General features: G+C 71.1%; 23 protein-coding genes. 10 read left to right on the plus strand and 13 right to left on the minus strand.

Going from position 1 to position 22,807, the window contains the following annotated elements; all coding sequences use genetic code 11:
- Positions 1-23: 23 nt before the first annotated feature.
- Both F4560_RS18500 and F4560_RS18505 read right to left on the minus strand, forming a co-directional pair.
- On the minus strand, positions 24-755 hold the full coding sequence (locus tag F4560_RS18500; protein ID WP_184921639.1) for a DUF4333 domain-containing protein: 732 nt from the start codon (positions 753-755) through the stop codon (positions 24-26).
- Positions 756-896: 141 nt separating this feature from the next.
- Entirely contained in the window at positions 897-3,662 is a 2,766-nt protein-coding gene (locus F4560_RS18505) for a DEAD/DEAH box helicase (RefSeq protein WP_184921641.1), read from the minus strand.
- 127 nt (positions 3,663-3,789) lie between these two features.
- Here F4560_RS18505 and F4560_RS18510 point away from each other — a divergent pair, with 127 nt between their 5' ends.
- Positions 3,790-4,275, plus strand: a complete 486-nt coding sequence (locus tag F4560_RS18510; protein ID WP_184921643.1) for a hypothetical protein — start codon at positions 3,790-3,792, stop codon at positions 4,273-4,275.
- Here the strand turns inward: F4560_RS18510 and F4560_RS18515 are convergent.
- The 7 genes from F4560_RS18515 to F4560_RS18545 all read right to left on the minus strand — a co-directional run bounded on the left by F4560_RS18515 (position 4,259) and on the right by F4560_RS18545 (position 9,536).
- Positions 4,259-5,143, minus strand: coding sequence for a diacylglycerol/lipid kinase family protein (locus tag F4560_RS18515; protein ID WP_184921645.1), 885 nt, complete (start codon positions 5,141-5,143; stop codon positions 4,259-4,261). The genes F4560_RS18510 and F4560_RS18515 overlap by 17 nt on opposite strands.
- A gap of 44 nt (positions 5,144-5,187) precedes the next feature.
- Positions 5,188-6,126 carry a twin-arginine translocase subunit TatC gene (gene tatC / locus F4560_RS18520; protein ID WP_184929237.1) on the minus strand — a complete coding sequence of 313 codons (939 nt, stop codon included), beginning with the start codon at positions 6,124-6,126 and terminating at the stop codon, positions 5,188-5,190.
- Between the two features lie 120 nt (positions 6,127-6,246).
- Complete coding sequence (gene tatA, locus F4560_RS18525; RefSeq protein WP_184921647.1) at positions 6,247-6,591, minus strand: Sec-independent protein translocase subunit TatA; 345 nt, start codon at positions 6,589-6,591, stop codon at positions 6,247-6,249.
- Positions 6,584-6,850, minus strand: coding sequence for a bacteriophage holin (locus F4560_RS18530; RefSeq protein WP_184921649.1), 267 nt, complete (start codon positions 6,848-6,850; stop codon positions 6,584-6,586). Before F4560_RS18530 ends, tatA begins: the two co-directional genes overlap by 8 nt.
- Positions 6,851-6,868: 18 nt before the next feature.
- Positions 6,869-7,840 carry a helix-turn-helix transcriptional regulator gene (locus F4560_RS18535; RefSeq protein ID WP_184921651.1) on the minus strand — a complete coding sequence of 324 codons (972 nt, stop codon included), beginning with the start codon at positions 7,838-7,840 and terminating at the stop codon, positions 6,869-6,871.
- Positions 7,837-8,823 carry a helix-turn-helix transcriptional regulator gene (locus F4560_RS18540; protein ID WP_184921653.1) on the minus strand — a complete coding sequence of 329 codons (987 nt, stop codon included), beginning with the start codon at positions 8,821-8,823 and terminating at the stop codon, positions 7,837-7,839. The genes F4560_RS18535 and F4560_RS18540 overlap by 4 nt, the downstream gene beginning before the upstream one ends.
- A 206-nt stretch (positions 8,824-9,029) precedes the next feature.
- On the minus strand, positions 9,030-9,536 hold the full coding sequence (locus F4560_RS18545) for a GlcG/HbpS family heme-binding protein (RefSeq protein WP_184921655.1): 507 nt from the start codon (positions 9,534-9,536) through the stop codon (positions 9,030-9,032).
- Positions 9,537-9,669: 133 nt separating this feature from the next.
- On the opposite strand from F4560_RS18545, the gene F4560_RS18550 reads away from it, so the two are divergent.
- Positions 9,670-10,635, plus strand: coding sequence for a sensor histidine kinase (locus F4560_RS18550; RefSeq protein WP_312869354.1), 966 nt, complete (start codon positions 9,670-9,672; stop codon positions 10,633-10,635).
- Positions 10,632-11,342 (plus strand): response regulator, encoded by a 711-nt coding sequence (locus tag F4560_RS18555; RefSeq protein WP_184921658.1) that lies wholly within the window; start codon positions 10,632-10,634, stop codon positions 11,340-11,342. Before F4560_RS18550 ends, F4560_RS18555 begins: the two co-directional genes overlap by 4 nt.
- Here the strand turns inward: F4560_RS18555 and F4560_RS18560 are convergent.
- The 3 genes from F4560_RS18560 to pafA all read right to left on the minus strand — a co-directional run bounded on the left by F4560_RS18560 (position 11,329) and on the right by pafA (position 14,204).
- A complete protein-coding gene (locus tag F4560_RS18560; protein WP_184921660.1) occupies positions 11,329-12,204 on the minus strand; it encodes an SRPBCC family protein in 876 nt (291 codons plus the stop codon). The genes F4560_RS18555 and F4560_RS18560 overlap by 14 nt on opposite strands.
- The gene (locus F4560_RS18565) at positions 12,197-12,757 is read right to left on the minus strand and encodes an ArsR/SmtB family transcription factor (protein WP_184921663.1); all 561 of its coding nucleotides are present in this window, start codon (positions 12,755-12,757) and stop codon (positions 12,197-12,199) included. Before F4560_RS18565 ends, F4560_RS18560 begins: the two co-directional genes overlap by 8 nt.
- Before the next feature lie 88 nt (positions 12,758-12,845).
- The gene (gene pafA / locus F4560_RS18570; protein WP_141982938.1) at positions 12,846-14,204 is read right to left on the minus strand and encodes a Pup--protein ligase; all 1,359 of its coding nucleotides are present in this window, start codon (positions 14,202-14,204) and stop codon (positions 12,846-12,848) included.
- A gap of 116 nt (positions 14,205-14,320) precedes the next feature.
- Here pafA and F4560_RS18575 point away from each other — a divergent pair, with 116 nt between their 5' ends.
- From F4560_RS18575 to F4560_RS18605, 7 genes are all read left to right on the plus strand, one after another.
- Positions 14,321-15,733 carry a bifunctional phosphatase PAP2/diacylglycerol kinase family protein gene (locus F4560_RS18575; RefSeq protein WP_184921665.1) on the plus strand — a complete coding sequence of 471 codons (1,413 nt, stop codon included), beginning with the start codon at positions 14,321-14,323 and terminating at the stop codon, positions 15,731-15,733.
- Between the two features lie 38 nt (positions 15,734-15,771).
- Positions 15,772-16,671 (plus strand): bifunctional helix-turn-helix transcriptional regulator/GNAT family N-acetyltransferase, encoded by a 900-nt coding sequence (locus tag F4560_RS18580; protein WP_184921667.1) that lies wholly within the window; start codon positions 15,772-15,774, stop codon positions 16,669-16,671.
- Positions 16,672-16,735: 64 nt separating this feature from the next.
- A complete protein-coding gene (locus F4560_RS18585; RefSeq protein ID WP_184921669.1) occupies positions 16,736-17,503 on the plus strand; it encodes an IclR family transcriptional regulator in 768 nt (255 codons plus the stop codon).
- Positions 17,504-17,620: 117 nt separating this feature from the next.
- The gene (locus F4560_RS18590) at positions 17,621-18,331 is read left to right on the plus strand and encodes an MIP/aquaporin family protein (protein WP_184921671.1); all 711 of its coding nucleotides are present in this window, start codon (positions 17,621-17,623) and stop codon (positions 18,329-18,331) included.
- An 11-nt stretch (positions 18,332-18,342) separates the two neighbouring features.
- On the plus strand, positions 18,343-19,848 hold the full coding sequence (glpK, locus tag F4560_RS18595; protein ID WP_184921673.1) for a glycerol kinase GlpK: 1,506 nt from the start codon (positions 18,343-18,345) through the stop codon (positions 19,846-19,848).
- Positions 19,841-21,382: a glycerol-3-phosphate dehydrogenase/oxidase gene (locus F4560_RS18600; protein ID WP_184921675.1), complete on the plus strand. Its 1,542-nt coding sequence runs from the start codon at positions 19,841-19,843 to the stop codon at positions 21,380-21,382. The genes glpK and F4560_RS18600 overlap by 8 nt, the downstream gene beginning before the upstream one ends.
- Positions 21,383-21,424: 42 nt before the next feature.
- A complete protein-coding gene (locus tag F4560_RS18605; protein WP_184921677.1) occupies positions 21,425-21,877 on the plus strand; it encodes an acyl-CoA thioesterase in 453 nt (150 codons plus the stop codon).
- Between the two features lie 99 nt (positions 21,878-21,976).
- Here F4560_RS18605 and prcA read toward each other — a convergent pair whose 3' ends face one another.
- A complete protein-coding gene (gene prcA / locus F4560_RS18610) occupies positions 21,977-22,795 on the minus strand; it encodes a proteasome subunit alpha (protein ID WP_184921679.1) in 819 nt (272 codons plus the stop codon).
- Between the last annotated feature and the right edge of the window lie 12 nt (positions 22,796-22,807).

The following is a 22,807-nucleotide window of genomic DNA, read 5'->3' on the forward strand; positions in this document are numbered from 1 at the left end:
CCTCGGAAAACCAACGACGCGGATCAGCCGGCGGGCTGGCCGACCTCGTACTCGCCGTCGTCCGTCTTCACCGTGATCTTGACCTTCTTGTCCTCGCCGCCGACCTTCGCGGTGCACTCGAAGGTCGTGTTCGGCTTGACCGCCTGGTCCGCGGGGCAGGTCGCGCTCTCCACGTCCTTGATCTTGTAGTCGTCCTTCAGGACGCCCACGACACCGTTCTGCACCGCGGTCTGGTCGAAGACCTTCGTCATGAACCAACCCGGCGTGACGAACCCCAGGATGCCGACCGCCGCGATCAGCAGCACGGCCACCGCGACACCCACCCAGATCATCGCGCTGGACTTCTTCGGCGGCGGCTGCTGGCCGTACCCGGGCTGACCGAACTGGCCGGGCTGCTGCCCGAACTGACCGGGCTGACCCTGCTGGCCGAACTGACCGGGCTGGCCGAACTGACCTGCCTGCGCGGGCTGCCCGTACGGGTTCGACTGCGGGTTGTTCGGGTCGTACCCGGCCGGGTACTGCTGCGTGTAAGGCTGCTGCTGGGGCTGCTGCCCCCACTGCTGCTGCGACGGGTCGGGCTGCCCGTACTGGTTGGGCTGCTGTGACTGGTCCGGCTGCCCATAGGGGTTGGGCTGCTGAGCGGGGAAACCACCCGACGGCGTGCCGGGGTACCCACCACCACCGTAGGGCTGTTGTTGCTGGCCCCACTGCGGCTGCGGGTCGTTCCCTCCGGACGGTCCGTACGGACTGGTCATGCTCGGCCTCCGACGGTCGGTCTGGAAACGGTCTCGAAAACGGTCTGGCACTGCGCCCGGCCCGAAAGCGGTGTTCAAGCCTTGCGGGCGCGATCAAACCACAGCCATGGGGACGGTACCCACCCGACCCGCAAAGCTGTGTCAAACGGTGGCCATCGCCACCACCCCGCGGCGCAGCGAGTCCACCGCCTTTCGGGCGGACGCGCCCACCGGGTCACCGCCGCCGACCACGTCCCGGATCTGGTCCAGGAAGTCGATCACCTGCCGGCACCACCGGACGAAATCGCCCGCGCCCAGCTCCGCGCCGTTCTCCTCGGCCGCCGACAACACCTTCTCCAACGACTCGCCGCGCGCCCACCGGTACACCGCCCACGCGAAACCCGGATCGGGCTGACGGGTCCGGTCGAGCCGGTGCCGACGCTCGTCGTCCTCCAACTCGGCCCACAGCCGGGCCGTCGCGGTCAACGCGTCCCCGACCTTCCCCGGTGGCAGCCGCGCCTCCAGCGGACCGTCCCGCCGCGCCTCGTACACCAGCGCCGACACCACCGCGGCCAGCTCCGCCGGATCGAGGTCACGCCACACGCCGTGCCGCAGGCACTCCGCCGCCAGCAGGTCCGACTCGCTGTACAGCCTGGTCAGCCGCTTGCCGTGCTCGGTGACCTCCTCGCCGGGCCCGTTCTCCTCCTCGTGCAGGTAACCGCGCTCCCGCAGCAGACCGCGGATCCGGTCGAACTCGCGCGCCAACGAGTGCGTCGTCGCCGCGACCTTCCGCTCCACCTGCTCCGTCTCGGCCAGCAGCCGGTGGAACCGCTCGCCCCACCGGGCGTGGTCCTCGCGCTTCTCGCAGCCGTGGCACGGGTGCGCCCGCAACGCCCGCCGCAACGTCGCCAGCTCCGCGTCGTCATCCGCCGTCGACCGACGCTTGCGCATCGCGGGCGCCACGATCCCGGTGGCGCGCAACGACGCCGCCAGGTCACGCCGCGACTTCGGCGACCGCGTGTCCACCTGCTTCGGCAGCCGCATCTTGCCCAGCACCTCGACCGGCATCGGGAAGTCCGACGACGACAGCCGGCCCGCCCACCGGTCCTCCGTCACCACGAACGGACGCGCCTCGCCCAGCGGCTCCAGACCCGGGTCGATCACCACCGCCAACCCCGTCCGACGCCCGGACGGCACCGCGATCACGTCGCCCTTGCGCAGCCGCTCCAACGACTGCGCCGCCTCCGCCCGCTTCGCCGACGTGTTCTGCCGCGCCAACGCCTTCTCCCGCTCGGCGACCCGGCGGCGCAGCGACGCGTACTCGGAGAAGTCACCGAGGTGGCACGTCATCGCCTCGGCGTAGCCGTCCAGCGCCTCCCGGTTCCGGTCGATCCGCCGGGCCAGGCCGACCACCGACCGGTCCGCCTGGAACTGCGCGAACGACTGCTCCAGGATGTCCCGCGCCGCCGCCGCGCCCAGCTGGTTCACCAGGTTGACGGCCATGTTGTAGCCGGGCCGGAACGACGACCGCAGCGGGTACGTGCGGGTGGACGCCAGACCGCCGACCGCCTTCGGGTCGATACCCGGCTGCCACAACACCACCGCGTGGCCCTCGACGTCGATGCCGCGACGCCCGGCACGACCGGTGAGCTGCGTGTACTCGCCCGGCGTGAGGTCGACGTGCGCCTCGCCGTTGTACTTGACCAGCTTCTCCAGCACGACGGTGCGGGCGGGCATGTTGATGCCCAGCGCCAGCGTCTCGGTGGCGAACACGACCTTCACCAGACCGCGGACGAACAGCTCCTCCACGGTTTCCTTGAACGCGGGCAGCAGACCGGCGTGGTGGCTGGCGATGCCGCGCTCCAACGCCTCGCGCCACTCCCAGTAGCCCAGCACCATCAGGTCGCCCTGCGGCAGGTCCTTGGTCTTCTCCTCGATGACCTCGCGGATCTGCTCGACCTCGTCGTTCGAGTTGAGCCGCAGCCCCGCCCGCACGCACTGCAACACCGCCGCGTCACAGCCCGCCCGGCTGAACACGAAGTCGATCGCGGGCAGCAGGCTCGCGCCTTCCAGCCGCTGCACGATGTCGACCCGCGACGGCGGCTTGAACCCCGACCCGCGCGGCGGCCGGCCACGCTGGTCCTTGTTGTTGCGGTTCCGGCTCCACGGCACGTGGTAGCGGGACAGGTCCTCGGTGTGGCGCAACAGTTGCGGGTTGATGCGGGTGTGCCCGTCGGGCCCGTCGCCCGCGAACAGGTCCATCATCCGGCCGCCGGCCATCATGTGCTGCCACAGCGGCACGGGCCGGTGCTCGTCCACCACGACCGTCGTGTCGCCGCGCACCTCGACCAGCCACTCGCCGAACTCCTCGGCGTTGCTGACGGTGGCGGACAGGCCGACCAGCCGCACCGACTCGGGCAGGTGCAGGATCACTTCCTCCCACACCGGGCCGCGGAACCGGTCGGCCAGGTAGTGGATCTCGTCCATCACCACGTAGGCGAGGCTCTTCAACGTCGAGGAGCCCGCGTACAGCATGTTGCGCAGCACCTCGGTGGTCATCACCACGATCGGCGCGTCGCCGTTGACGGACGTGTCGCCGGTGAGCAGGCCGACCTTGTTCGGGCCGTAGCGGGCGCTCAGGTCTGCGTACTTCTGGTTGGACAGGGCCTTGATCGGAGTGGTGTAGAAGCACTTGCGGCCCTCGGTCAGGGCCAGGTGCACGGCGAACTCGCCGACCACCGTCTTGCCGGCGCCGGTGGGCGCGCAGACGAGCACGCCGTGCCCGTCCTCCAGCGCCTCGCACGCGCGTTGCTGGAACGGATCGAGCTCGAAAGAGAGGACCCCGAGGAAATCGGTCAGCTTGGGCCAGGTGGAGCGGCGGCGGGAATCCGCGTACGCCTCGGCCGGGGACCGCGAAGTGCTTGACACCTCTCCAGGCTGTCATACGGGACCGACAAAATCGCTCCTGATACCGGGCGGACCGCGGAACACCCCATTTAATCCACACTGAAGTCATAAAGACCATAGAGGTCGACCATGGGGCACACTCACAGTCGTGGAGGCGATTCCGTTGGCGGAGGGCGACCTCCGGTGGGTGTTCCCCGAGCTCATCGACGTCGACCCGGTGCTCGACGTGCTGCGACAGGCCGCCGTGCGGGTCGAGCGACTGGCCGGTCACCTGGGCAGACCGGGCGCCGGCCTGGTGTTCGACCACCTGCCCGGCGCGCCCTACGCGGGTCTGTCCGCCTTCGCCGAGATCGAAGAGGTGGCGTTCCGCGTCCACGTGTCACCGCCACGCGACCCGCACCGCCACGTGCTCACGCTGCCGCCTCCGTGGCAGGTCGAGGGCGAGATCTCGGTCCGCTGCGACGCGATCCGGGACTGCGGCAGGCACGAGATCGAGACCGTCGAGTCGGCGCACGGCACACCGTTGGACGCGGCCGACGGCGTGTTGACGGTAGCCGGGTGGCTGTACCAGCGGGGCACGACCGAGCCGCAAGCGTCGTGGCGCAAGCGGGACGTGCTCAGCCGGCACCGCTGACGACCGTGAGCGCCCCCGGCACGCATGTGGTGGTCAACGGCACCTCGCTCATCCGCTCGCCGTCCGCGTAGGCCACCCAGGACGTCCCGGACAGCCGCACGGACCGCGCCCGGAGCGTGCGCACCGCCGGGTGCTCGACGTGTCGTCCGGTGCGCAGGGTGGGCAGCATCCGCAACAGGGTGCGCCGCGGCGTGGCCTCCACGACGGTCAGGTCGAACAGTCCGTCGGCGGGCAGGGCGTCCGGGCACACGGGGATGCCGCCGCCGTAGCTGGTCGTGTTGCCCACCGCGACCAGCAGGGCGTCCAGTTCGAGCAGGGCGTCCTCGGTCTCGACCACCAGCCGCTGGGGTCGGAGCGTGGCCAGTTCGGCCAGGATCGCCAGGTCGTAGCGCCGGGGACCGGCGGGCCAGCGCATCGAGTTGGCCCGCTCGTTGACCGCCGAGTCGAATCCCGCGCACAGCACGGTGGCGAACCACGGGCCGTTCTCGACGCGTCCGAGGTCGATGGCGCGGCGGCTGCCGTCGCGCAACGCGGTCACCACGGCGTCCAGCGACGTGGCGCCGAGCGCGGTGGCCAGGTCGTTCCCGGTGCCCGCGGGCACCACGGCCAGCGCGGTGGCGGACTGGGCGCACGCCTGCACGGCCAGGTGGGCGCCGCCGTCACCGCCGAGGACGACCAGCACGTCGACACCGTCGGCCACTGCTTTGCGCGCCATCTCGGCCGTGCCCGCCGCCGAGGGCGCCACGTGCAGGTCCAGGCGATCGGCCACGTCGCGCAGTCGGGCGGCGACGGTGCCCGCCACGCGCCCGGCCCTGCCCTTGCCCGAGGTGGGGCACACCAGCAGGGCCACCCGCGTTGACGTCGCCATGGTCGGGAAGCCTACAAAGATGCCGCCCGATCAGGTGAGGCCGATCAGGTGGCGTCGTCGTAGCGGACGCGACCGGGCGGCGGTTGGCCGTCGTCGGGAGGCCCGGTCACCGGGTCCGGCGTGGGCACCGGGTCCGGCAGCGGCTCCGGTTCCTCCGCGACCGACGGCGTGTACTCGAACGGCGCGGCCTCGTCGTCGGACAGGTCCGCCAAGCCCTCCGCCTTGCGCCTGCGCTCGACCCGCCGGTCGTGCACGCGGGCGATCTGGATGGCCAGCTCGAACAGCAGCACCAGCGCGATGGCCAGGGCGACCATCGAGATCGGGTCGGTGCCCGGCGTCGCGACCGCGGCGAAGATGACCAGGCCGAACGTGATGCCGCGACGCCATCGCCGCAGCTTGTCGTAGGTCAGGATGCCGACCTGGTTCAGCATCACCACGATCAGCGGCAGCTCGAAGCTCACGCCGAAGATCAGCAGCAACGTCAGCACGAAGCTGATGTACTCGCCCGCCGTCAACGCGGTGATGAACTTCTCGTCACCGAAGCTGACCAGCACGGACAGGCCCTGCGGCACGACGTAGAACGCGAGCGCCGCACCCGTCACGAACAGCGCCGACGCGCAGGCCACGAAGACGACCGCGAACCGGCGTTCCTTGGCGTACAGGCCGGGCGCGATGAACCGCCACACCTGGTAGAGCCACAGCGGCGCGGTGAGGGCCATGCCCGCGCCCGCGCCGACCTTCAGGCGGATCATGAAGATCTCGAACGGCTGGGTCTGGAGCAGCTGGCAGCCCTCGCCGCCCTGGGTGAGCCGCTGGCCGACCGGGATGCCGCAGTAGGGGGCGATCACGATGTCGCCGAGGTTCGGCAGGCCGAAGATCCGCCAACTCCACCAGAACCAGCCGAAGACCGCGCCCGCCGCGATGATCAGCAGCGCCAGGCCGAGGCGGCGCCGGAGGTCGTAGAGGTGATCCTTCAACGACATGGTGCCGTCTGGGTTGCCCCGACGACTCGTGACCTTGCGGCGTTCCCGGCGCTGGGACCACCACCGGACCGGACTTGCCCCCACCGTGCGGACCGTCCTTCGGCTCTCGTTGACGCGGCTCTAGTTGGAGTTCTGCTTGTTCTGGAGGTTCTGCTGCGACTGCTCGATGGGCGGCGCCACCTGCGGCTGCACCGGCTGCGCCTGAGCCTGCTGCGCCGGCGGCTGGACGACCTGCGGCTGCGCGGGCGGCAACTGCTGCGCCGCGGGCATCTGCTGCGCGGTGGTTGCGCCCGGCTGGGCCGACTGCGGGGGGTCGTCCTCGCTGCGCAGACCCTTGGTCTCGGCCTTGAGGATCTTCGCGGAACGGCCGATCGAGCGCGCCATGTCGGGCAGCTTCTTCGCGCCGAAGAGGAGAATGATCACCACGGCGATGATGATCAGTTCGGTTGGTCCGAGGTTACCCACGGTTGTCCTCCTGTCTCCCCCGGTCCACCGATGGTACGCGGGGCTTGCCCTCACGGGCCTGGTCCGGACGCCGTTCGGCGAAGGCCACCCCGAGCGCGGCGAACCGCGCTCGCAGCAGACCCGCGTCGTCGCCGACCCTGTCGGCCACCAGAGTGCTGGCAGCGCGGAAGCGGCGCAAGGATCCGATGACCCGGACCGCGATCGCAACCAGCACGACCAGCCCGAACAGGACCAGCACCAGGATCGGCAAGTACGGCACGGCACCACCGTACTTGGCTCAGGTTGCCGGAAGGTGATCCGCCCGGCGCAACGCCGCTTCCGCCTGCCGGACGACCTCGGCCACCAGGTCTGGCGGTTGCTCGACGTGCACGTCACCGCCGAGGCCGAGCAGCAACCGCACCATCCACGGTGTGTCGGCGTAGCGCATCAGCACGCGGGCCCGGCCCTCGGGCAACTCGACCAGCCCGTCCGTCGGGTAGTACTCGGCCACCCAGCGCGCGTCCGGTTCGAGCACCAGCACGGCGGTCCGCTGCGACGGGTCCGGCTGGAACAGCCCCTCCGACGTATCGGTGGGCGTGGCGTGCGGCGGCGGGGCCGCGGGCTCGTCCAGCACCCGCACGGCGTCGATCCGGTCCAGCCGGAACAGCCGGACGCCGTCCGCCGCGCGGCACCAGGCCTCCAGGTAGCCGCGGCCTTCGACGAGGAGCATCCGCATCGGGTCGACCACGCGGTCGGTGATCTCGTCCCGTGACGGCGTGTAGTAGCGCAGGTGGAGGGCGCGACCGCGCAGGACGCCGTCCGACACCGAGTCACGCACGCGGGCCGTCTCCGGCGCCTCCCGCATGGCCAGGCCGACGGCCACACCGGCGGGCTGCGCCTGACCGACCGCGGCCTCGATCTTCGCCACCGCCCGCTGCACCGCGGCCTGGTCCGCGACACCCGGCGTCTCGGCCAGCGCACGCAGCGCCACCAGCAGCGATGTCGCCTCGGCCGCGGTCAGCCGGAGGGGGCGGCTCATGCCCGCGTCGAACGTGACGGTGACCGTGTCGCCCTCGAACGACAGGTCGATCAGGTCGCCCGGGCCGTAGCCGGGCAGGCCGCACATCCACAGCAGTTCGAGGTCGCGCCGGATCTGCTTGGGCGACACCTCGAAGTCGGCCGCGACCTCGTCGATCGGCACGCCCGGCCGGGCCAGCAGGTACGGCACGAGGGCGAGCAGCCGGGGCAGCCGGTCGGTGGCGGCGGTCACGCGCGCACCCCCGCACCGCGCAGCGCGCCCAGCAGCTTCTCCCGCACCGTCTTGGCCAGCACCTCGGGCTCCAGCACCACCACGTCGGGGCCGAACCCGGCGATCCAGGTGGCGGCCGAGTCGGGGAACCTCAGGTCGATCTCCAGCAGGTCGCCGGGCTCGCCGTCGAACTGCTCCGCGCCGACGATCCGGGCCCGCCGGCGCACGCCCTGCGCCCGGCCCTCGGCCACCCACAGCTTGGCGGTGGCCACCACCTGGTCGGCGGCGGGCTGGGTCCGCGTCACGAACGAGAGCAGGTCGAGCTGGTCGGGGCGTTGAACCGCGCCGGCCTTGCCGAGCACGCGGACGTCACCGGCGATGCGGGACAGCCGGAAGCAGCGGGCCGCGCTCCGGTCGCGGTCGTGGCCGACGAGGTACCACCGGCCGCGCCAGGCGACCACACCCCACGGCTCGACGGTGCGGGTGCCCACCTCGGCGGGCACCGGGCGGCGGTAGTCGAACTCGACCACGCGCCCCTCCTGCACCGCCGCGAGCAACGGCGGGAACGCCGGTTCGCTGGTGCGGACCTTGGGCTCGACCGGCACGTGCACGTCCTGGTCGACGTCGACACCCGCCGCACGCAGCTTGATCAGCGCGCCGTGCGCGGCGCCGGTGAACTGCGGCGAGTCCCAGAGGCGGGCCGCCAGGGCGACCGCGGCGGCCTCGTCCGGCTCCAGGTCGATGTCGCCGAGCTCGTAGTCCCGACGGGCGATGCGGTAGCCGTCGATCGCGTCGAAGCCCGCGCTGCGGCCGGTCTCCAGCGGCACGCCCAGATCGCGCAACTCGGTCTTGTCGCGTTCGAACATGCGGAAGAACGCCTCGTCCGTCGCGGCGTCGGCATAGCCGGGGACGATGGCGCGGATGCGCTCGGCGGTCAGGTACTGCCGGGTCGACAGCAGGCAGAGCACCAGGTTGACGAGCCGTTCGGCGCGTGCAATGGCCACCCCGGAACCCTAACCCCGGACGAACGTCCGGCAACGCCATCCCCGCCCTGAACGCGGATGAATGGTCCATTCAGCTGATTGCGGCCGGGAAAACAAGCCGTTCGGCGGCCATACGGGCCGCCCACGCCCCGAGGTCCGGGTGGCCCGACACGCCACCCGTCCCCGTCCTCCGGCGAAACGACCGTCCGCTCCTACCGCGTCCCCGCTCAGCCACCGATCGCGGCGAGCCCGGCCCGCGCGAAACGCTCGTCCAGGTCACCGCTGGGCGCGCCGCCGACGCCGATGCCCGCGATGGGCGCGCCGTTGGACACCACCGGCACGCCACCGGCCAGGAACAACGTGCCGGGGATGTCCCGCAGCGTCGCGCCGGCTCCGGTCACGCGCCCGGCCAGCTCGGACGTCGGCGCGTTGAACGACACCGACGTGAACGCCTTCCGCCGCGCCGACTCCTCGGACTGCGGGCCCGCGCCGTCACCGTGCAGCAGCACGACGACGTCCCCGCCCCGGTCCACCACGGCCACGGTGACCCGCTGGCCCTCCTTCTCAGCCGCGTCCAACGCCGCCTGAGCCGCCTGCACGGCCGCGTCGATCGTGATCGCCGTCGTGGTCCGCACGGCGACTTCGCTGCGTCCGTGCTGCTGGTCGGCCACCGCGTAGCCACCCGCACCCGCCACGGACAACGCCACCAGCACCGCGATCGTGGTCTTGCGCATCGCACTCTCCTCATCCGGTCGTGTGAGTCCAAGACTCGTCACGTCCGGGCGGCTTGACCTGGTGGTTCCGGTTGACCCCGGTTCAACCCATCGGTTGACCCGGCGCGCCGGAACCTGGCCTAGGGTCGGGCCCGTGTGGCTGCACCGGGCGATGCACGCGGGCTTCTACGTGCTGTTGACGGCGTCGGCGGCGCGGTACGTCGCGTACCACGGCGTCGCGCCCGCCGTGCTGGGCACGGCCGTCGTCCTGGGCGCGGCATACCCGCTGGGCGTGCGCTGGACCAGGGCCCTGCCCGCCGTGCTCGCCCTGTGGCTGGTGCTGGTGTGGCTCGCGCCGAGCTTCGGCTGGTGCGCGATCCCGCTGTTCTTCCAGTGCCTGCGGCAGTTGCGGCCACGGGTCGCCGTGCCGCTGGCGGGCGTGCTCACGGTTGCCGTGGTGCTGACCCAGGTGCGGCTGGCCGCGGAGTTCGAGCCGAGCCTGGTGCTCGGTCCGGTCGGGGTCGCGATGATCACCGCCGCCGTGTTCTTCGACCGTCGGCGACTCCTGCACCAGGCGGGCGTGCTGGAGGAGCGGCAGCGCCTGGCCCGCGAAATCCACGACACCTTGGCGCAAGGGCTGTCCAGCATCACGCTGCTGTTGGAACTGGGCGACACGGGACGGGCGCGCGAGGTGGCGAAGGAGAACTTGGCCGAGGCGCGGCGTTTCGTGCGCGACCTGTCGCCGCTGGAAGGCCGCACGTTGACCGACGCGTTGCGCGGGCTGTGCGACCGGGTCGAGGTGGAGGGCGAGCCGTACCCGCTGGCCGTGCCGGTGGAGGTGGCGTTGCTGAGGGTCGCGCAGGGCGCGCTGGCGAACGTCCGCGAGCACGCCGAGGCCACCACGGCGGTCATCACGCTGACGTACCTGGGTGACGCCGTGACGCTCGACGTGCGGGACGACGGCCGCGGGTTCGACCCGGCCCTGATCCGCCCCGAGCCTGGACGCGGCTACGGCCTCGACGCCATCCGCGACAGGGTCGCCGAGTTGGGCGGCACGATGACGGTGGAGAGCGCGCCTGGTGAGGGCACGGCGCTGGCCGTGAGCGTGCCCACCCCATGACCGACCACCCCACGGACGACCCCGCGACCGACCCCGCGAACATCCCCGCAACCGGTCCCGCGAACAACCCCGCGAACATCCCCGCCCGCCTGAAGGTGCTGGTGGTGGACGACCACCCCGTGGTCCGGTTCGGGCTGGCCGGTCTGCTGGCCCGCGACTTCGACGTGATCGGCGAGGCCGCCACCGGGGAGGACGCCGTCCGCCACGCCGCCACCCGGAGCCCGGACGTGGTGCTCATGGATCTGCGTCTCGGCGCGGGCATCGACGGCGTCGAGGCCACCAAGCGCATCCGCGCGCTGCCCGATCCGCCACAGGTCGTCGTGCTGACCACGTACGACTCGGACGCGGACGTGGTGCGCGCGGTCGAGGCGGGTGCGACCGGCTACCTGCTGAAGGACTGCCCGCCGGACGAGCTGGCCGCCGCGGTCCGGCAGGCCGCCGCCGGTCGCACCGTGCTCTCACCCGAGATCGCCCACCGCCTGCTGCACCGGACGCCCGCGCCCGCGATCACCAAGCGGGAGGTGCAGATCCTCGACCACCTCGCCCGCGGCCTGTCGAACCGGGAGATCGCGAAGGCCCTGTTCATCAGCGAGGCGACGGTGAAGACCCACCTGGTGCGGATCTTCGACAAGCTGGGCGTGGACACCAGGACCGCGGCCGTCCGCACCGCCGTCGAGCTGAAGCTGATCCGCCTCAGCCGCTGGTGAGCATCCCGTCGGGCAGGCCCGGCACGTCCGGCTGGAGCCAGATCGGCCGCCAGTCGGCCAGCTCGTGGTAGCGGCGCAGTTCCGCCACGCCCGACAGCCAGCCCGCCCACGCCCCGTACGGCGGCCGGCCGGTGTCGAACCCGCTCTGCACGAACGTCAGCCGGGTGCCGCCGCCCGACTCTGCCAGCTCCCACGTCGACACCATGCCGCCCCAGTCGACGCGCATCCGCTCACCGGGCACGAACTCCAGCACCTTCGCCGGTTCCGGGTTCGCGTCGAACCCGCCCATGGCGACCCGACCGCCCTCCCACGGCTCGATGTCGATCTTCGCGCCGAACCACCGCGAGTGCTGCTCGGACTCGACCAGCGACCGGGCCACCGCGTCGACCGGCGCGGCGATCACCACCTCGGTGCGCATCTCCGGGGTGCTGAAGTCGACCTTCGGCGTCAACGGCCGGCCCTCGACGTGGTCGACCAGGTTCGCCAGCGACAACGCCCAGTAGGTGTAGAGGTGGCCGAGCACGCCGGTCTCCGCGACGGCCGCCTCCCAGCCCGCGAAGTGGCTCTGGGACAACGTCACGACCGTGTCGCCGTCCTTGGCCGCCCACGAGATCTCGACGGTCGTGTCCTCGCCGCCGACCCTCCAACCGAACCGCAACGACCGGTCGTCGACGTGCCGCAACGTCTGGTGCGGCTGGTCGCCCTCGGGCGTGTACCTGCCCCAGAACTCGAACCGGTCGGGCAGCTCCACGGCCGCGTGCTCGGCCAGCCACGTGCCCAGCTCGCCCGCGTCGGTCACCGCCTGCCGCACCCGCTCGACGGGCGCGGTGGTGCGGACGCGAAGGACCACGGTCTCACTCATCGGTCTCCTCCTCCATCGGGTAGCACGCCACGGCCAGCCGGAAGGCGTCGCCCTCCGCGCCGCCGTAGCGGGCGAACAAGTCCTGCAAAGTCGTCTTCAGGTCGTCGAAGAACTCCTGCCGCTGATCGGGCCGCAGCCGGATCTCGCCGGACACGCCGAGCGACGGCAGTTCCGGCCGGGTCCGGTCGAGGCCCGCGATGTCCGCCTGGACCTGCTCCACGAGGTCCAGCAGGTATCCCAGGCTCAACTCGTCCTGCGCGCGGCGCAGCCCGAGCCGGCCGACCAGCCTCGGCGACAGCCAGTACGAGCGCGCGCTCGCCTGGTACACGCCCTCGTTGATGCCACGCACACGGCGCTCGCTCACCAGCGTCACCAGACCGGCTTCGACCAGGCGTTTCACGTGGTAGTAGACCCGCTGCGGGGTCTGGTCGAGCACCGCCGCCACCTCGGTGCACGACCGCGGCTCGGCCAGCTGCCGCAGCACCTCGATGCGCTGCGGCTTGAGCAGTGCCTCGGCCTGCTCGATCTGCTCCAGGTACAGGACGTCTCTCATCGCAAAAATCATGTTGTACGTAAAAATCTGTTTTGTCAATCGGGCCGAAGAAGACCCCGGACCACCCGGCCCGGGGTCTTCTCAGGAGCTACAGCGAGCTGATCAGCCGCTCCACGCGCTCGTCCACCGCGCGGAACGGGTCCTTGCACAGCACGGTGCGCTGCGCCTGGTCGTTCAACTTCAGGTGCACCCAGTCGACCGTGAAGTCACGGCCCGCGGCCTGCGCGGCGGCGATGAAGTCACCGCGCAGCTTGGCCCGCGTCGTCTGCGGCGGGGTGTCCTTGGCGGCCTCGATCTCGCCGTCGTCGGTCACCCGTTCCACCTGGTCCTTGCGCTGGAGCAGGTCGAAGATGCCCCGGCCGCGCCTGATGTCGTGGTAGGCGAGGTCGAGCTGGGCGATCCGCGGGTTGGACAGGTCCATGCCGTGCTTGGCCTGGTACCGCTCCATCAGCCGGTACTTGATGGCCCAGTCGATCTCGCGGTCGATCTTGGACAGGTCCTCGGCCTCGACCGCGTCCAGCGTGCGGCCCCACAGTTCGAGCACCCGCTCGGCCATCGGGTCCGGCGCGCGCTTGGCCACGTGCTCCACCGCGCGCTCGTAGTACTCGCGCTGGATGTCCAGCGCCGAGGCCTCCTTGCCGCCCGCGAGGCGGACGGTGCGGCGGCCGGTCAGGTCGTGGCTGATCTCGCGGATCGCGCGGATCGGGTTGTCCAGGCTGAAATCGCGGAACTGGACGCCTTGCTCGATCATCTCCAGGACCAGGTTCGCGCTGCCCACCTTGAGCAGCGTGGTCACCTCGGACATGTTCGAGTCGCCGACGATGACGTGCAGCCTGCGGTAGCGCTCGGCGTCGGCGTGCGGCTCGTCGCGGGTGTTGATGATCGGCCGCGACCGGGTGGTGGCGCTGGACACGCCCTCCCAGATGTGCTCGGCCCGCTGCGAGAGGCAGTAGACCGCTCCGCGCGGCGTCTGGAGCACCTTGCCCGCGCCGCAGATGAGCTGCCTGGTCACCAGGAACGGCAGCAGGACGTCGGCGATGCGGGAGAACTCCCCCGCTCGCGCGACCAGGTAGTTCTCGTGGCAACCGTACGAGTTGCCCGCGGAGTCGGTGTTGTTCTTGAACAGGAAGATGTCTCCCCCGATGCCCTCGTCGGCGAGCCTGCGCTCGGCGTCGACGAGCAGGTCTTCGAGGATCCGCTCACCAGCCTTGTCATGCGTCACGAGCTGGGCGAGGTCGTCGCATTCCGCCGTCGCGTACTCGGGGTGCGAGCCCACGTCCAGGTAGAGCCGAGAGCCGTTGCGCAGGAAGACGTTCGACGAGCGTCCCCACGAGACGACCCGGCGGAACAGATAACGCGCGACCTCATCCGGGGACAGCCTGCGCTGCCCGTGGAAGGTGCAGGTCACCCCGAACTCAGTCTCAATGCCGAAGATCCGCCGCTGCATCCCTCAACAGTAGGCGCATTCGGAACTTTCCTCAGTGATCCAATCGGGCGTCTCACCGTTTTCGCGGATAACGTTCGGGTGTGCTTCGCCGAGTGAACCACCTTGACCTGGCTCTCATGAGGCGTTCCGGCGCTCTGCGCCCCTCGCCTGTCGATCACGGAATGAAGAGGTTGTCACGCGCCGCCAATCACAGCGTGTTGTGGCTAGTCGTCGCGGGCGTGTTGGCCGCGCGGAAGGGTGTGAGCAGGCGGGCGGCGTTGCGCGGAGTCGCGGCGATCGCCGGGGCGAGTTTCAGCGCGAGCCTGGTGGCGAAGCGGCTCCTCCCGCGCCGGAGGCCTGCCGCGGACCTGCTGGCGGTGCCGCGACGGCTGACCAGGCGCCCGACGTCGTCGTCGTTCCCGTCCGGGCACGCGGCGTCGGCGGCGGCGTTCACCACGGCGTTGGCGATGGAGTCGCCCGCGTTGGCGTTGGCGGTCGCTCCGGTCGCGGCGGCGGTCGCGTACTCGCGGGTGCACACAGGCGTGCACTGGCCGTCGGACGTGGCCGCCGGCGCCGCTATCGGGATCGGCGCAGGACTGCTGACCAGGCGTTGGTGGCCGTTGGGGCGGACGGAGCGTGCGACGGCACGGGAGCACCAGACGTTGGCGGCGCTGGTGGACGGCGAGGGCCTGGTGGTCGTCGTGAACCGGAGCGCGGGCCTGGGCGCGACGAGCCTGGGCGCGGTCGATCCGGCCGAGGCCGTGGCGGAGGAGTGGCCGAAAGCCACGATCGTGGGAATCGACGATCTCGACACGCTGATCGATGATTACGCTCCGCAGGCACTGGGCGTGGCTGGCGGTGACGGTTCGGTGGGCGCGGTCGCGGCGGTGGCGGCGGCACACCGGCTGCCGTTCGCGCTGGTGCCGGCGGGGACGTTGAACCACTTCGCCCGGGACGTCGGCGTGCACGGCGTGGACGACACCGCGCGGGCGGTGACGGACGGCGAGGGCGTGCTGGTGGACCTGGCGGCCGTGTCGGTGGACGGAGCCGGGCCGCGCTGGTTCGTCAACACGGCGAGTCTCGGCGGTTATCCGGACATGGTCCGGCTCCGGGAGAAGCTGCAGGACCGGTGGGGCAAGTGGCCGGCGGCGGTCATCGCGCTGGCCAAGGTGCTGCGCACTTCCCGACCGATGCGGGTGGAGCTGAACGGCGAGCCGCGGTTGATCTGGATGCTGTTCGTCGGCAACGGTCCGTACCGGCCGAAGGGCTTCGCGCCGACCATGCGGCCGGCGTTGGACGCGGGGCTCATGGACGTCCGGTACATCCGCGCCGACACCCGGTTCTCCCGGGCGAGGTTCTTCGTCGGCGCCCTGCTCGGCGCCCTGGACCGCAGCCGCACGTACCGGCACCTGGAGACGCGGTGGCTGGACGTCCGACTGCTCGACGGCGCGGTGGCGATCGCGACGGACGGCGAGGTCGGCCCCACCGGCTCCACCTTCGAGTTCCGCTCGCGCCCGGCGGCCCTGGCGGTCTACCGCCCCCAGGACTAAGGTTGACTCCGTCAACATTTCTGTTGAGGGAGTCAACGATGACGGTCGCCGACGTCCGCGCGTTCAACCGCTTCTACACCGGCGTGATCGGCGTGCTCGACCGGGGCTACCTGGCGTCGCCGTACTCGTTGACCGAGGTGCGGGTCCTGTTCGAGCTGTCCGCCGGGCCGTGCGAGGTGCCCGACCTCCGCGCCGCGCTGTCGTTGGACGCCGGGTACCTGAGCCGGATTTTGACGTCATTCGAGCGTGCCGGCCTGGTTACCCGCACCCCGTCGGCCCGCGACTCACGCCGCCACGTCGTCACCCTGACCGCGCGGGGCGAGTCGGTGTTCACCGACCTGAACGCCCGTTCGGACGCGGAGATCGGCGCGCTGCTGGACCGCGTGCCGATCTCCGACCGCGCCGAACTCGTGGCGGCGATGCGCAAGATCGAACGACTGCTCACCGGCGCGGCCCGGTCGTACCTGCTGCGACCGTTGCGCCCCGGCGACCTGGGCTGGGTCGTGAACCGGCACGGGATTCGGTACGCAGAGGAGTACGGCTTCGACCAGACCTTCGAGGCGTTGGTGGCCCGCGTGGCGGGCGAGTACGTCGAGAACCACTCGCCCGACCACGAAGCGGCGTGGATCGCCGAGGTCGACGGCGAACCGGTCGGCTCGGTCTTCTGCGTCCGAGCGGACGACCACACCGCCCAACTCCGCCTCCTCCTCGTCGAGCCGGCCGCCCGGGGGCTCGGCATCGGCGGCCGCCTGGTCGACGAATGCCTCCGCTTCGCCCGCCGGGTCGGGTACCGACGGATGGTGCTGTGGACTGTGTCCGGGCTGGCGGCGTCACGGCACATCTACGAGAAGGTCGGGTTCACGTTGGACAAGAGCACGCCGGAGCGCCTTTACGGGCGTGACGACCTGGAAGCGCAGACCTGGTCGCTCGACCTCTGACCGGGACACCCCGCCAACCAGGCGAGTTCGACATGGTCGAACGGTTCCGCGCTAGAGTGATCGTGTGCCCGGTCCCATCCAGTCCATCGAACGGGCAGCCGCGGTGTTGCGGCTGCTGGCCAGTGGTGCGCGGCAGATGGGGGTCGCGGAGTTGGCGCGGGCCCTTGAGCTGCCCAAACCGACCGTCCACGGCATCCTGCGGACGTTGCAGCTGGTCGGCTTCGTCGAACAGTCGCCGGACACGGGCAAGTACCAGCTCGGCGCCGCGCTGTTCCACATCGGCAGCAGCTACCTCGACGGCAACGAACTGCGCACCCGTGCGCTGAACTGGTCGGACTCGCTCGCCTCGCGCAGCATGGAGAGCGTCCGCATCGGCACCCTGCACGAGAACCAAGTCCTGGTCGTGCACCACGTGTTCCGCCCGGACAACTCGCGGCAAGTCCTCGAAGTCGGCGCTCTCCTCCCGTCCCACGCCAGCGCGCTGGGCAAGGTCCTGCTCGCCGACGACCCGGTCGGCCTCAGCTTCGCCGACGACGAGCCGCTCAAGGCCTACACCGCCGCCACCATCACCGACCTCGACCGCCTCAGCGACACGTTGGAGCAGGTCAGGCAGCGTGGCTGGGCCAGCGACGTGGAAGAGCTGGTGGACGGCGAGGTGTCGCTGGCCGCCCCCATCCGGGACCGCCGGACGGTGACCGTGGGCGCCGTGGGCATCTCCGGGCCGGTCGAGCGGCTGTGCGACGAGAAGAAGCTGCCCCGCACCGAACTCGTCTCCTACGTCCGCGAGGCCGCGCGATCCATCTCGCGCGAACTCGGCGCCATCCCCTGGTAGAGCCCGACCGGTTACAGGACTGCTTCGGGAGGGTTGACATCTTGTGAGCGTCGGCACAGGATTCACGCGCGCCGTACGACATTGTCGAACGGCATTCAGGCCAGAGAGGGCGCGTGGATGACCAACCAGTCGATCTTCATCGGTGAGTTCCTGGGCACCGCACTGCTGTTGCTCCTCGGCAACGGCGTCGTCGCGGGCGTGGTGTTGGCCAAGTCGAAGTCGAACGGCGCGGGCTGGGTCGTGATCACGTTCGGCTGGGGCTTCGCGGTGCTCGCGGGCGCCTACGCCGTCGCACCGCTGTCCGGCGCGCACCTCAACCCGGCCGTCACGGTGGGCCTCGCCATCCACAACAGCGACTGGAGCACCGTCCCGCTCTACGTGACCGCGCAGCTGCTCGGCGCGTTCACCGGCGCGGTCCTCTGCTACCTCGCCTACCTCGGCCAGTTCCGCGCCAACACCGGTGAGGTGCTCGGCATCTTCGCCACCGGCCCCGAGGTCCGCCACCGCGTCCAGAACCTGACCACCGAAGCCATCGCCACGTTCGTGCTGGTGTTCGTCATCCTGGCGACCGGCCAGACCAAGGGACTGGAGACCTCCGGCACCGGCGCGCTGATCGTCGCCCTGCTGGTCGTCGGCATCGGCATGTCCCTCGGCGGCCCCACCGGCTACGCCATCAACCCCGCGCGCGACCTCGGCCCCCGCATCGCGCACGCCGTCCTGCCGATCCCCGGAAAGGGTGGATCGGATTGGGGATACGCCTGGATCCCCGTCGTCGGTCCCCTGATCGGCGGAGCATTGGCCGGGCTCGTCGACATCGCCGTCTACTGAGGAGCGTCACCGTGACCACCTACTCAGCCCAATCGTTCGTGGCTGCCATCGACCAAGGCACGACCTCCTCACGCTGCATCGTCTTCGACCACGGCGGCGCGATCGTCTCCGTGTCCCAGAAGGAGCACCGGCAGATCTTCCCGAGGCCGGGCTGGGTCGAGCACGACGCCGAGGAGATCTGGGCCAACGTGCTGGACGTCGTGCACGGCGCCCTGCAAAAGGCGTCGCTGACCGTGCACGACCTCGCCGCCGTCGGCATCACCAACCAGCGCGAGACCACGCTGGTCTGGGACAAGACCACCGGCAAGCCCGTGCACAACGCGATCGTGTGGCAGGACACCCGCACCGACCAGCTGGTGAAGGAACTCGGCGAGCAGAACCGGTTCCGGGAGAAGTGCGGCCTGCCGCTGGCGACGTACTTCTCCGGCCCGAAGGTCCGCTGGCTGCTCGACCACATCGACGGCCTGCGTCAACGCGCCGAAGCGGGCGAGGTCCTGTTCGGCACGATGGACACCTGGCTGATCTGGAAGCTCACCGGACGGCACGTCACCGACGTCACCAACGCCAGCCGCACCATGCTGATGAACCTGGAGACGCTGGACTGGGACGACGAACTGGTCGACGCGATCGGCGTGCCCCGGGCGATGCTGCCGGAGATCCGCTCGTCCGCCGAGGTGTACGGCACCGCGACCGGCACGCTGGAAGGCGTCCCCGTGGCGTCCGCGCTCGGCGACCAGCAGGCCGCATTGTTCGGCCAGACCTGCTACGCGCCCGGTGAGGGCAAGTGCACGTACGGCACCGGCAGCTTCCTGCTGGTCAACACCGGTGACAAGCCGGTGGTCTCGGAGAACGGCCTGCTGACCACGGTCGGCTACAAGATCGGCGACCAGCCGGCGGCGTACGCGCTGGAAGGCGCGATCGCGGTGACGGGCGCGTTGGTGCAGTGGTTCCGGGACAAGATGGGCCTGATCTCCAGCGCCGCCGAGATCGAGACGTTGGCGCGCACCGTGGAGGACAACGGCGGCGCGTACTTCGTGCCCGCGTTCTCCGGTCTGTTCGCGCCGCACTGGCGGTCCGACGCACGCGGCGTGATCGCGGGCCTCACCGGCTACATCGACAAGGGCCACATCGCCCGCGCCGTGCTGGAGGCGACCGCGTGGCAGACCCGCGAGGTCGTGGACGCGATGAACGCCGACTCGGGCGTGGAGCTCGTCGCGTTGAAGGTCGACGGCGGCATGACGGCGAACAACCTGCTCATGGGCTTCCTGTCGGACGTGCTGGACGTGCCGGTGGTGCGGCCGATCGTCGCCGAGACCACGTGCCTCGGCGCGGCCTACGCGGCCGGGCTGGCGGTCGGCTACTGGTCGGACACCGAGTCGTTGCGGGAGAACTGGCACAAGGCGGCCGAGTGGCTGCCGACGATGGACGCCAAGGCCCGCGACAAGGGCTACCGCAAGTGGAAGAAGGCGGTCGAGCGGACCGTGGGCTGGATCGACGAGGACGACAACGATGAGTGAACAGCGGGACAGAGCACGCGAGGCGCTGGGACACGGGGCCTTCGACCTGGTCGTGATCGGCGGCGGCGCGCTGGGCATCGCCACCACGTGGGCGGCGGCGCGGTCGGGTCTGCGGGTGGCGCTGGTGGAGGCGGGCGACTTCGCGGGCGCCACGTCCAGCGCGTCGTCCAAGCTCGTGCACGGCGGGCTGCGGTACCTGGCGATGGGTCCGGGCGCGGTGCCGATGGTGCGGGAGAACCACGCCGAGCGGCGCGCATTGGGCGACCGCCTGGCGCCGCACCTGGTCCGGCCGCTGCCGTTCCTGGTGCCCGTGTACCGGGGCGGGCCGCACTCGCGGCCGATCCTCGGCGCGGGCGTGATGCTGTACTCGGCGCTGTCCGGGTTCGGCGACGGCATGGGCAAGGTGCTGTCGGCACGGCGGGCGGTCGAGTACGTGCCGCACCTGCGCACCGAAGGGCTGCGCGGGGCCGCTCTCTACTACGACCACCAGATGAACGACGCCCGCGTGGCCATCACGGCGGCGCGTGCGGCGGCCGAGGCCGGTGCGGTGCTGCTGAACCACGTCGAGGTCCTGGGGCTGCGCAAGCGCGGTTCGCAGGTCACGGGTGTGGAGCTGCGTGACCGCGTGGACGGGTCGGCGTTCGGGTTGGACGCGTCGGTCGTGGTCAACGCGACCGGGCCGTGGCTGGACAAGCTGCGGCGGATGGAGGACGAGTCGGCCTCGCCGAGCATCCGGCTGTCCAAGGGCTCGCACCTGGTGCTGAAGACGGACACGCCGTGGCGTGCGGCGATGACCATCCCGTTGGACGACGTGCGGGTGTCGTTCGCCATCCCGTGGGAAGGGCAGCTGCTGCTGGGCACGACCGACGAGGCGTACGAGGGCGATCCGGCCGACGTGCGGTGCTCGCAGGCCGACATCGACCAGATCCTCGGTGAGGCTTCGGTCGGCATCAACCCGGAAGCCCTGGACCGGTCGCGGTTGGCTTACACGTTCGCCGGGCTGCGGGTTCTGCCGGGCGGATCGGGCGACACCAGCCACGCCAAGCGCGAGACCGTGATCACCAGCGGGTCCGGCGGGATGATCAGCGTGGCGGGCGGCAAGTGGACGACGTTCCGGCGGATCGGCGCGTCGGTGCTGGCACGCGTCGGAGAGTCGCTGGGGCGCGACCTTTCGCGCGCGTTCGACGGCGTGCCGGCGGCGTTGCCGGGCGCGTCGCTGCCCGAACGGGTGAGCGCGCAGCTGGGTCGTGAGATGCCGTCGTTGCCGGACGACGTGCTCAGCCACTTGGCCACGCATTACGGCACGGTGAGCCACGAGGTGCTGGCGATGGCGTTGGACGACCCGTCGCTGCTCGACCGCGTGCACCCCGACGGGCCGGACATCTGGGCGCAGGTGGCGCACGCGCAGCGGTACGAGTGGGCGACCGAGGTGGACGACGTGCTGCGGCGGCGGACCACCGTGGTGGTGCGTGGTCTGGACACGCCTTCGGTGCGTGAACGCACGGGACGGTTGCTGGCCAAGGCGATCGCCTGACGGGCGTGCGGGTGGTGCGGGTGCGGTCGGCATACTCGATGCATGCCCTTCACCAGCACCACCCACGTGCGCTGGCCGGATGTGGACCCGAACGGCCACATGCGCACCACCGCGTACCTGGACGCGGCCGAGGACAACCGGATGCAGTTCTTCGCCTCGGCGGGCTTCCCCGTCACCGAGCTGGCCGCCCGCCGCATCGGCCCGATCTCGCACGGCGACGACATCCGGTACCGCGCCGAACTGCGCCTGCTCGAAGCCTTCACGGTGGAACTGCGGCTGGCCGGGCTGGCGTCGGACGGCGCGCGGTTCCGGCTGCACAACAGGATCGTCAAGGCGGACAACCGGACCGCCGCCACCATCGTGACCACCGCGGGTTGGCTCGACCTGGACGCCCGACGGCTCACCACCCCGCCGGCCGACCTGCTCGCCGTGCTCACCGCCCTGGACCGCACCAAGGACTTCGCCGAACTTCCCTCACCCCTGGCCCACGTCTGAATCCCGCGAGCCGCCGGTCCCGGTAGGACACGACGAAGGCCCCCGGCTCAGCGCCGGGGGCCTTCCGTGTCGTGCAAGTGCGTCGTGCGGGTGCGGGACCTACGCCTTGTCGTCGTTCGGCGGCAGGTTCACGTCCGTCACCGGCTTCTTCCGGCCGCCCTTGGCCGGCGGGGCCGCCGGTTCCTCGGCTTCGGCCGCCGCGGGAGCGGGCTCGTCACCGGGGAGCAGGGACGCCAAGGCGGCGCCCGTGATGCGGCGGAACGCGCGGCGCGGGCGGTCGTGTTCCAGGACCGCCACTTCGAGCTTGCCGCGGTCCAGGAGGTCGGGCTTGCCGTTGCCGGTGGTGGTGCTGCCGGCGCTCAGAGCCTTCACCGCGACGCGCACGGCGTCGGCCAGGGGCAGGTTCTCGGCGTACGCGTCCTTCAACGCGGTGCCCGTCGCCTCGGCCTGGCCGCCCATCACGACGTACTGCGGCTCCTCCACGATCGACCCGTCGTAGGTCAACCGGTACAGCGTGTCCTGCTCGGGCGTGGCGCCGACCTCGGCCACGCAGATCTCCACCTCGAGAGGTTTGATCTGCTCGGCGAAGATCGAGCCCAGCGTCTGGGCGTACACGTTCGCCAAGGACCGACCGGTGACGTCGCGCGGGTCGTTCTGGTACCCGCGGATGTCGGCGAACCGGATGCCCGCCTGCCGCAGGTTCTCGAACTCGCTGTACCGGCCGACCGCGGCGAACGCGATCCGGTCGTAGATCTCGGAGACCTTGTGCAGCGTGGCGGACGGGTTCTCCGCCACGAACAGCACGCCGTCGGCGTACCGGAGCACGACGACGCTCCGGCCGCGGGCGATGCCCTTCCGGGCGTACTCCGCGCGATCGCGGAGGATCTGCTCGGGTGAGGCGTACAACGGCATCGTCACTGCTGCGGCTCC

The organism is Saccharothrix ecbatanensis (genome assembly GCF_014205015.1).
In the GTDB taxonomy this organism is placed as follows: domain Bacteria; phylum Actinomycetota; class Actinomycetes; order Mycobacteriales; family Pseudonocardiaceae; genus Actinosynnema; species Actinosynnema ecbatanense.

Excerpts from the sequence above, each read along its gene's own strand:
- F4560_RS18500 (WP_184921639.1), bottom strand. The coding sequence starts at position 755 with ATGACCAGTCCGTACGGACCGTCCGGAGGGAACGACCCGCAGCCGCAG.
- F4560_RS18515 (WP_184921645.1), bottom strand. The coding sequence starts at position 5,143 with ATGGCGACGTCAACGCGGGTGGCCCTGCTGGTGTGCCCCACCTCGGGC.
- tatC (WP_184929237.1), bottom strand. The coding sequence starts at position 6,126 with ATGTCGTTGAAGGATCACCTCTACGACCTCCGGCGCCGCCTCGGCCTG.
- F4560_RS18545 (WP_184921655.1), bottom strand. The coding sequence starts at position 9,536 with ATGCGCAAGACCACGATCGCGGTGCTGGTGGCGTTGTCCGTGGCGGGT.
- F4560_RS18555 (WP_184921658.1), top strand. The coding sequence starts at position 10,632 with ATGACCGACCACCCCACGGACGACCCCGCGACCGACCCCGCGAACATC.
- F4560_RS18560 (WP_184921660.1), bottom strand. The coding sequence starts at position 12,204 with ATGAGTGAGACCGTGGTCCTTCGCGTCCGCACCACCGCGCCCGTCGAG.
- F4560_RS18565 (WP_184921663.1), bottom strand. The coding sequence starts at position 12,757 with ATGAGAGACGTCCTGTACCTGGAGCAGATCGAGCAGGCCGAGGCACTG.
- pafA (WP_141982938.1), bottom strand. The coding sequence starts at position 14,204 with ATGCAGCGGCGGATCTTCGGCATTGAGACTGAGTTCGGGGTGACCTGC.
- F4560_RS18575 (WP_184921665.1), top strand. The coding sequence starts at position 14,321 with ATGAGGCGTTCCGGCGCTCTGCGCCCCTCGCCTGTCGATCACGGAATG.
- F4560_RS18580 (WP_184921667.1), top strand. The coding sequence starts at position 15,772 with ATGACGGTCGCCGACGTCCGCGCGTTCAACCGCTTCTACACCGGCGTG.
- F4560_RS18590 (WP_184921671.1), top strand. The coding sequence starts at position 17,621 with ATGACCAACCAGTCGATCTTCATCGGTGAGTTCCTGGGCACCGCACTG.
- F4560_RS18600 (WP_184921675.1), top strand. The coding sequence starts at position 19,841 with ATGAGTGAACAGCGGGACAGAGCACGCGAGGCGCTGGGACACGGGGCC.
- F4560_RS18605 (WP_184921677.1), top strand. The coding sequence starts at position 21,425 with ATGCCCTTCACCAGCACCACCCACGTGCGCTGGCCGGATGTGGACCCG.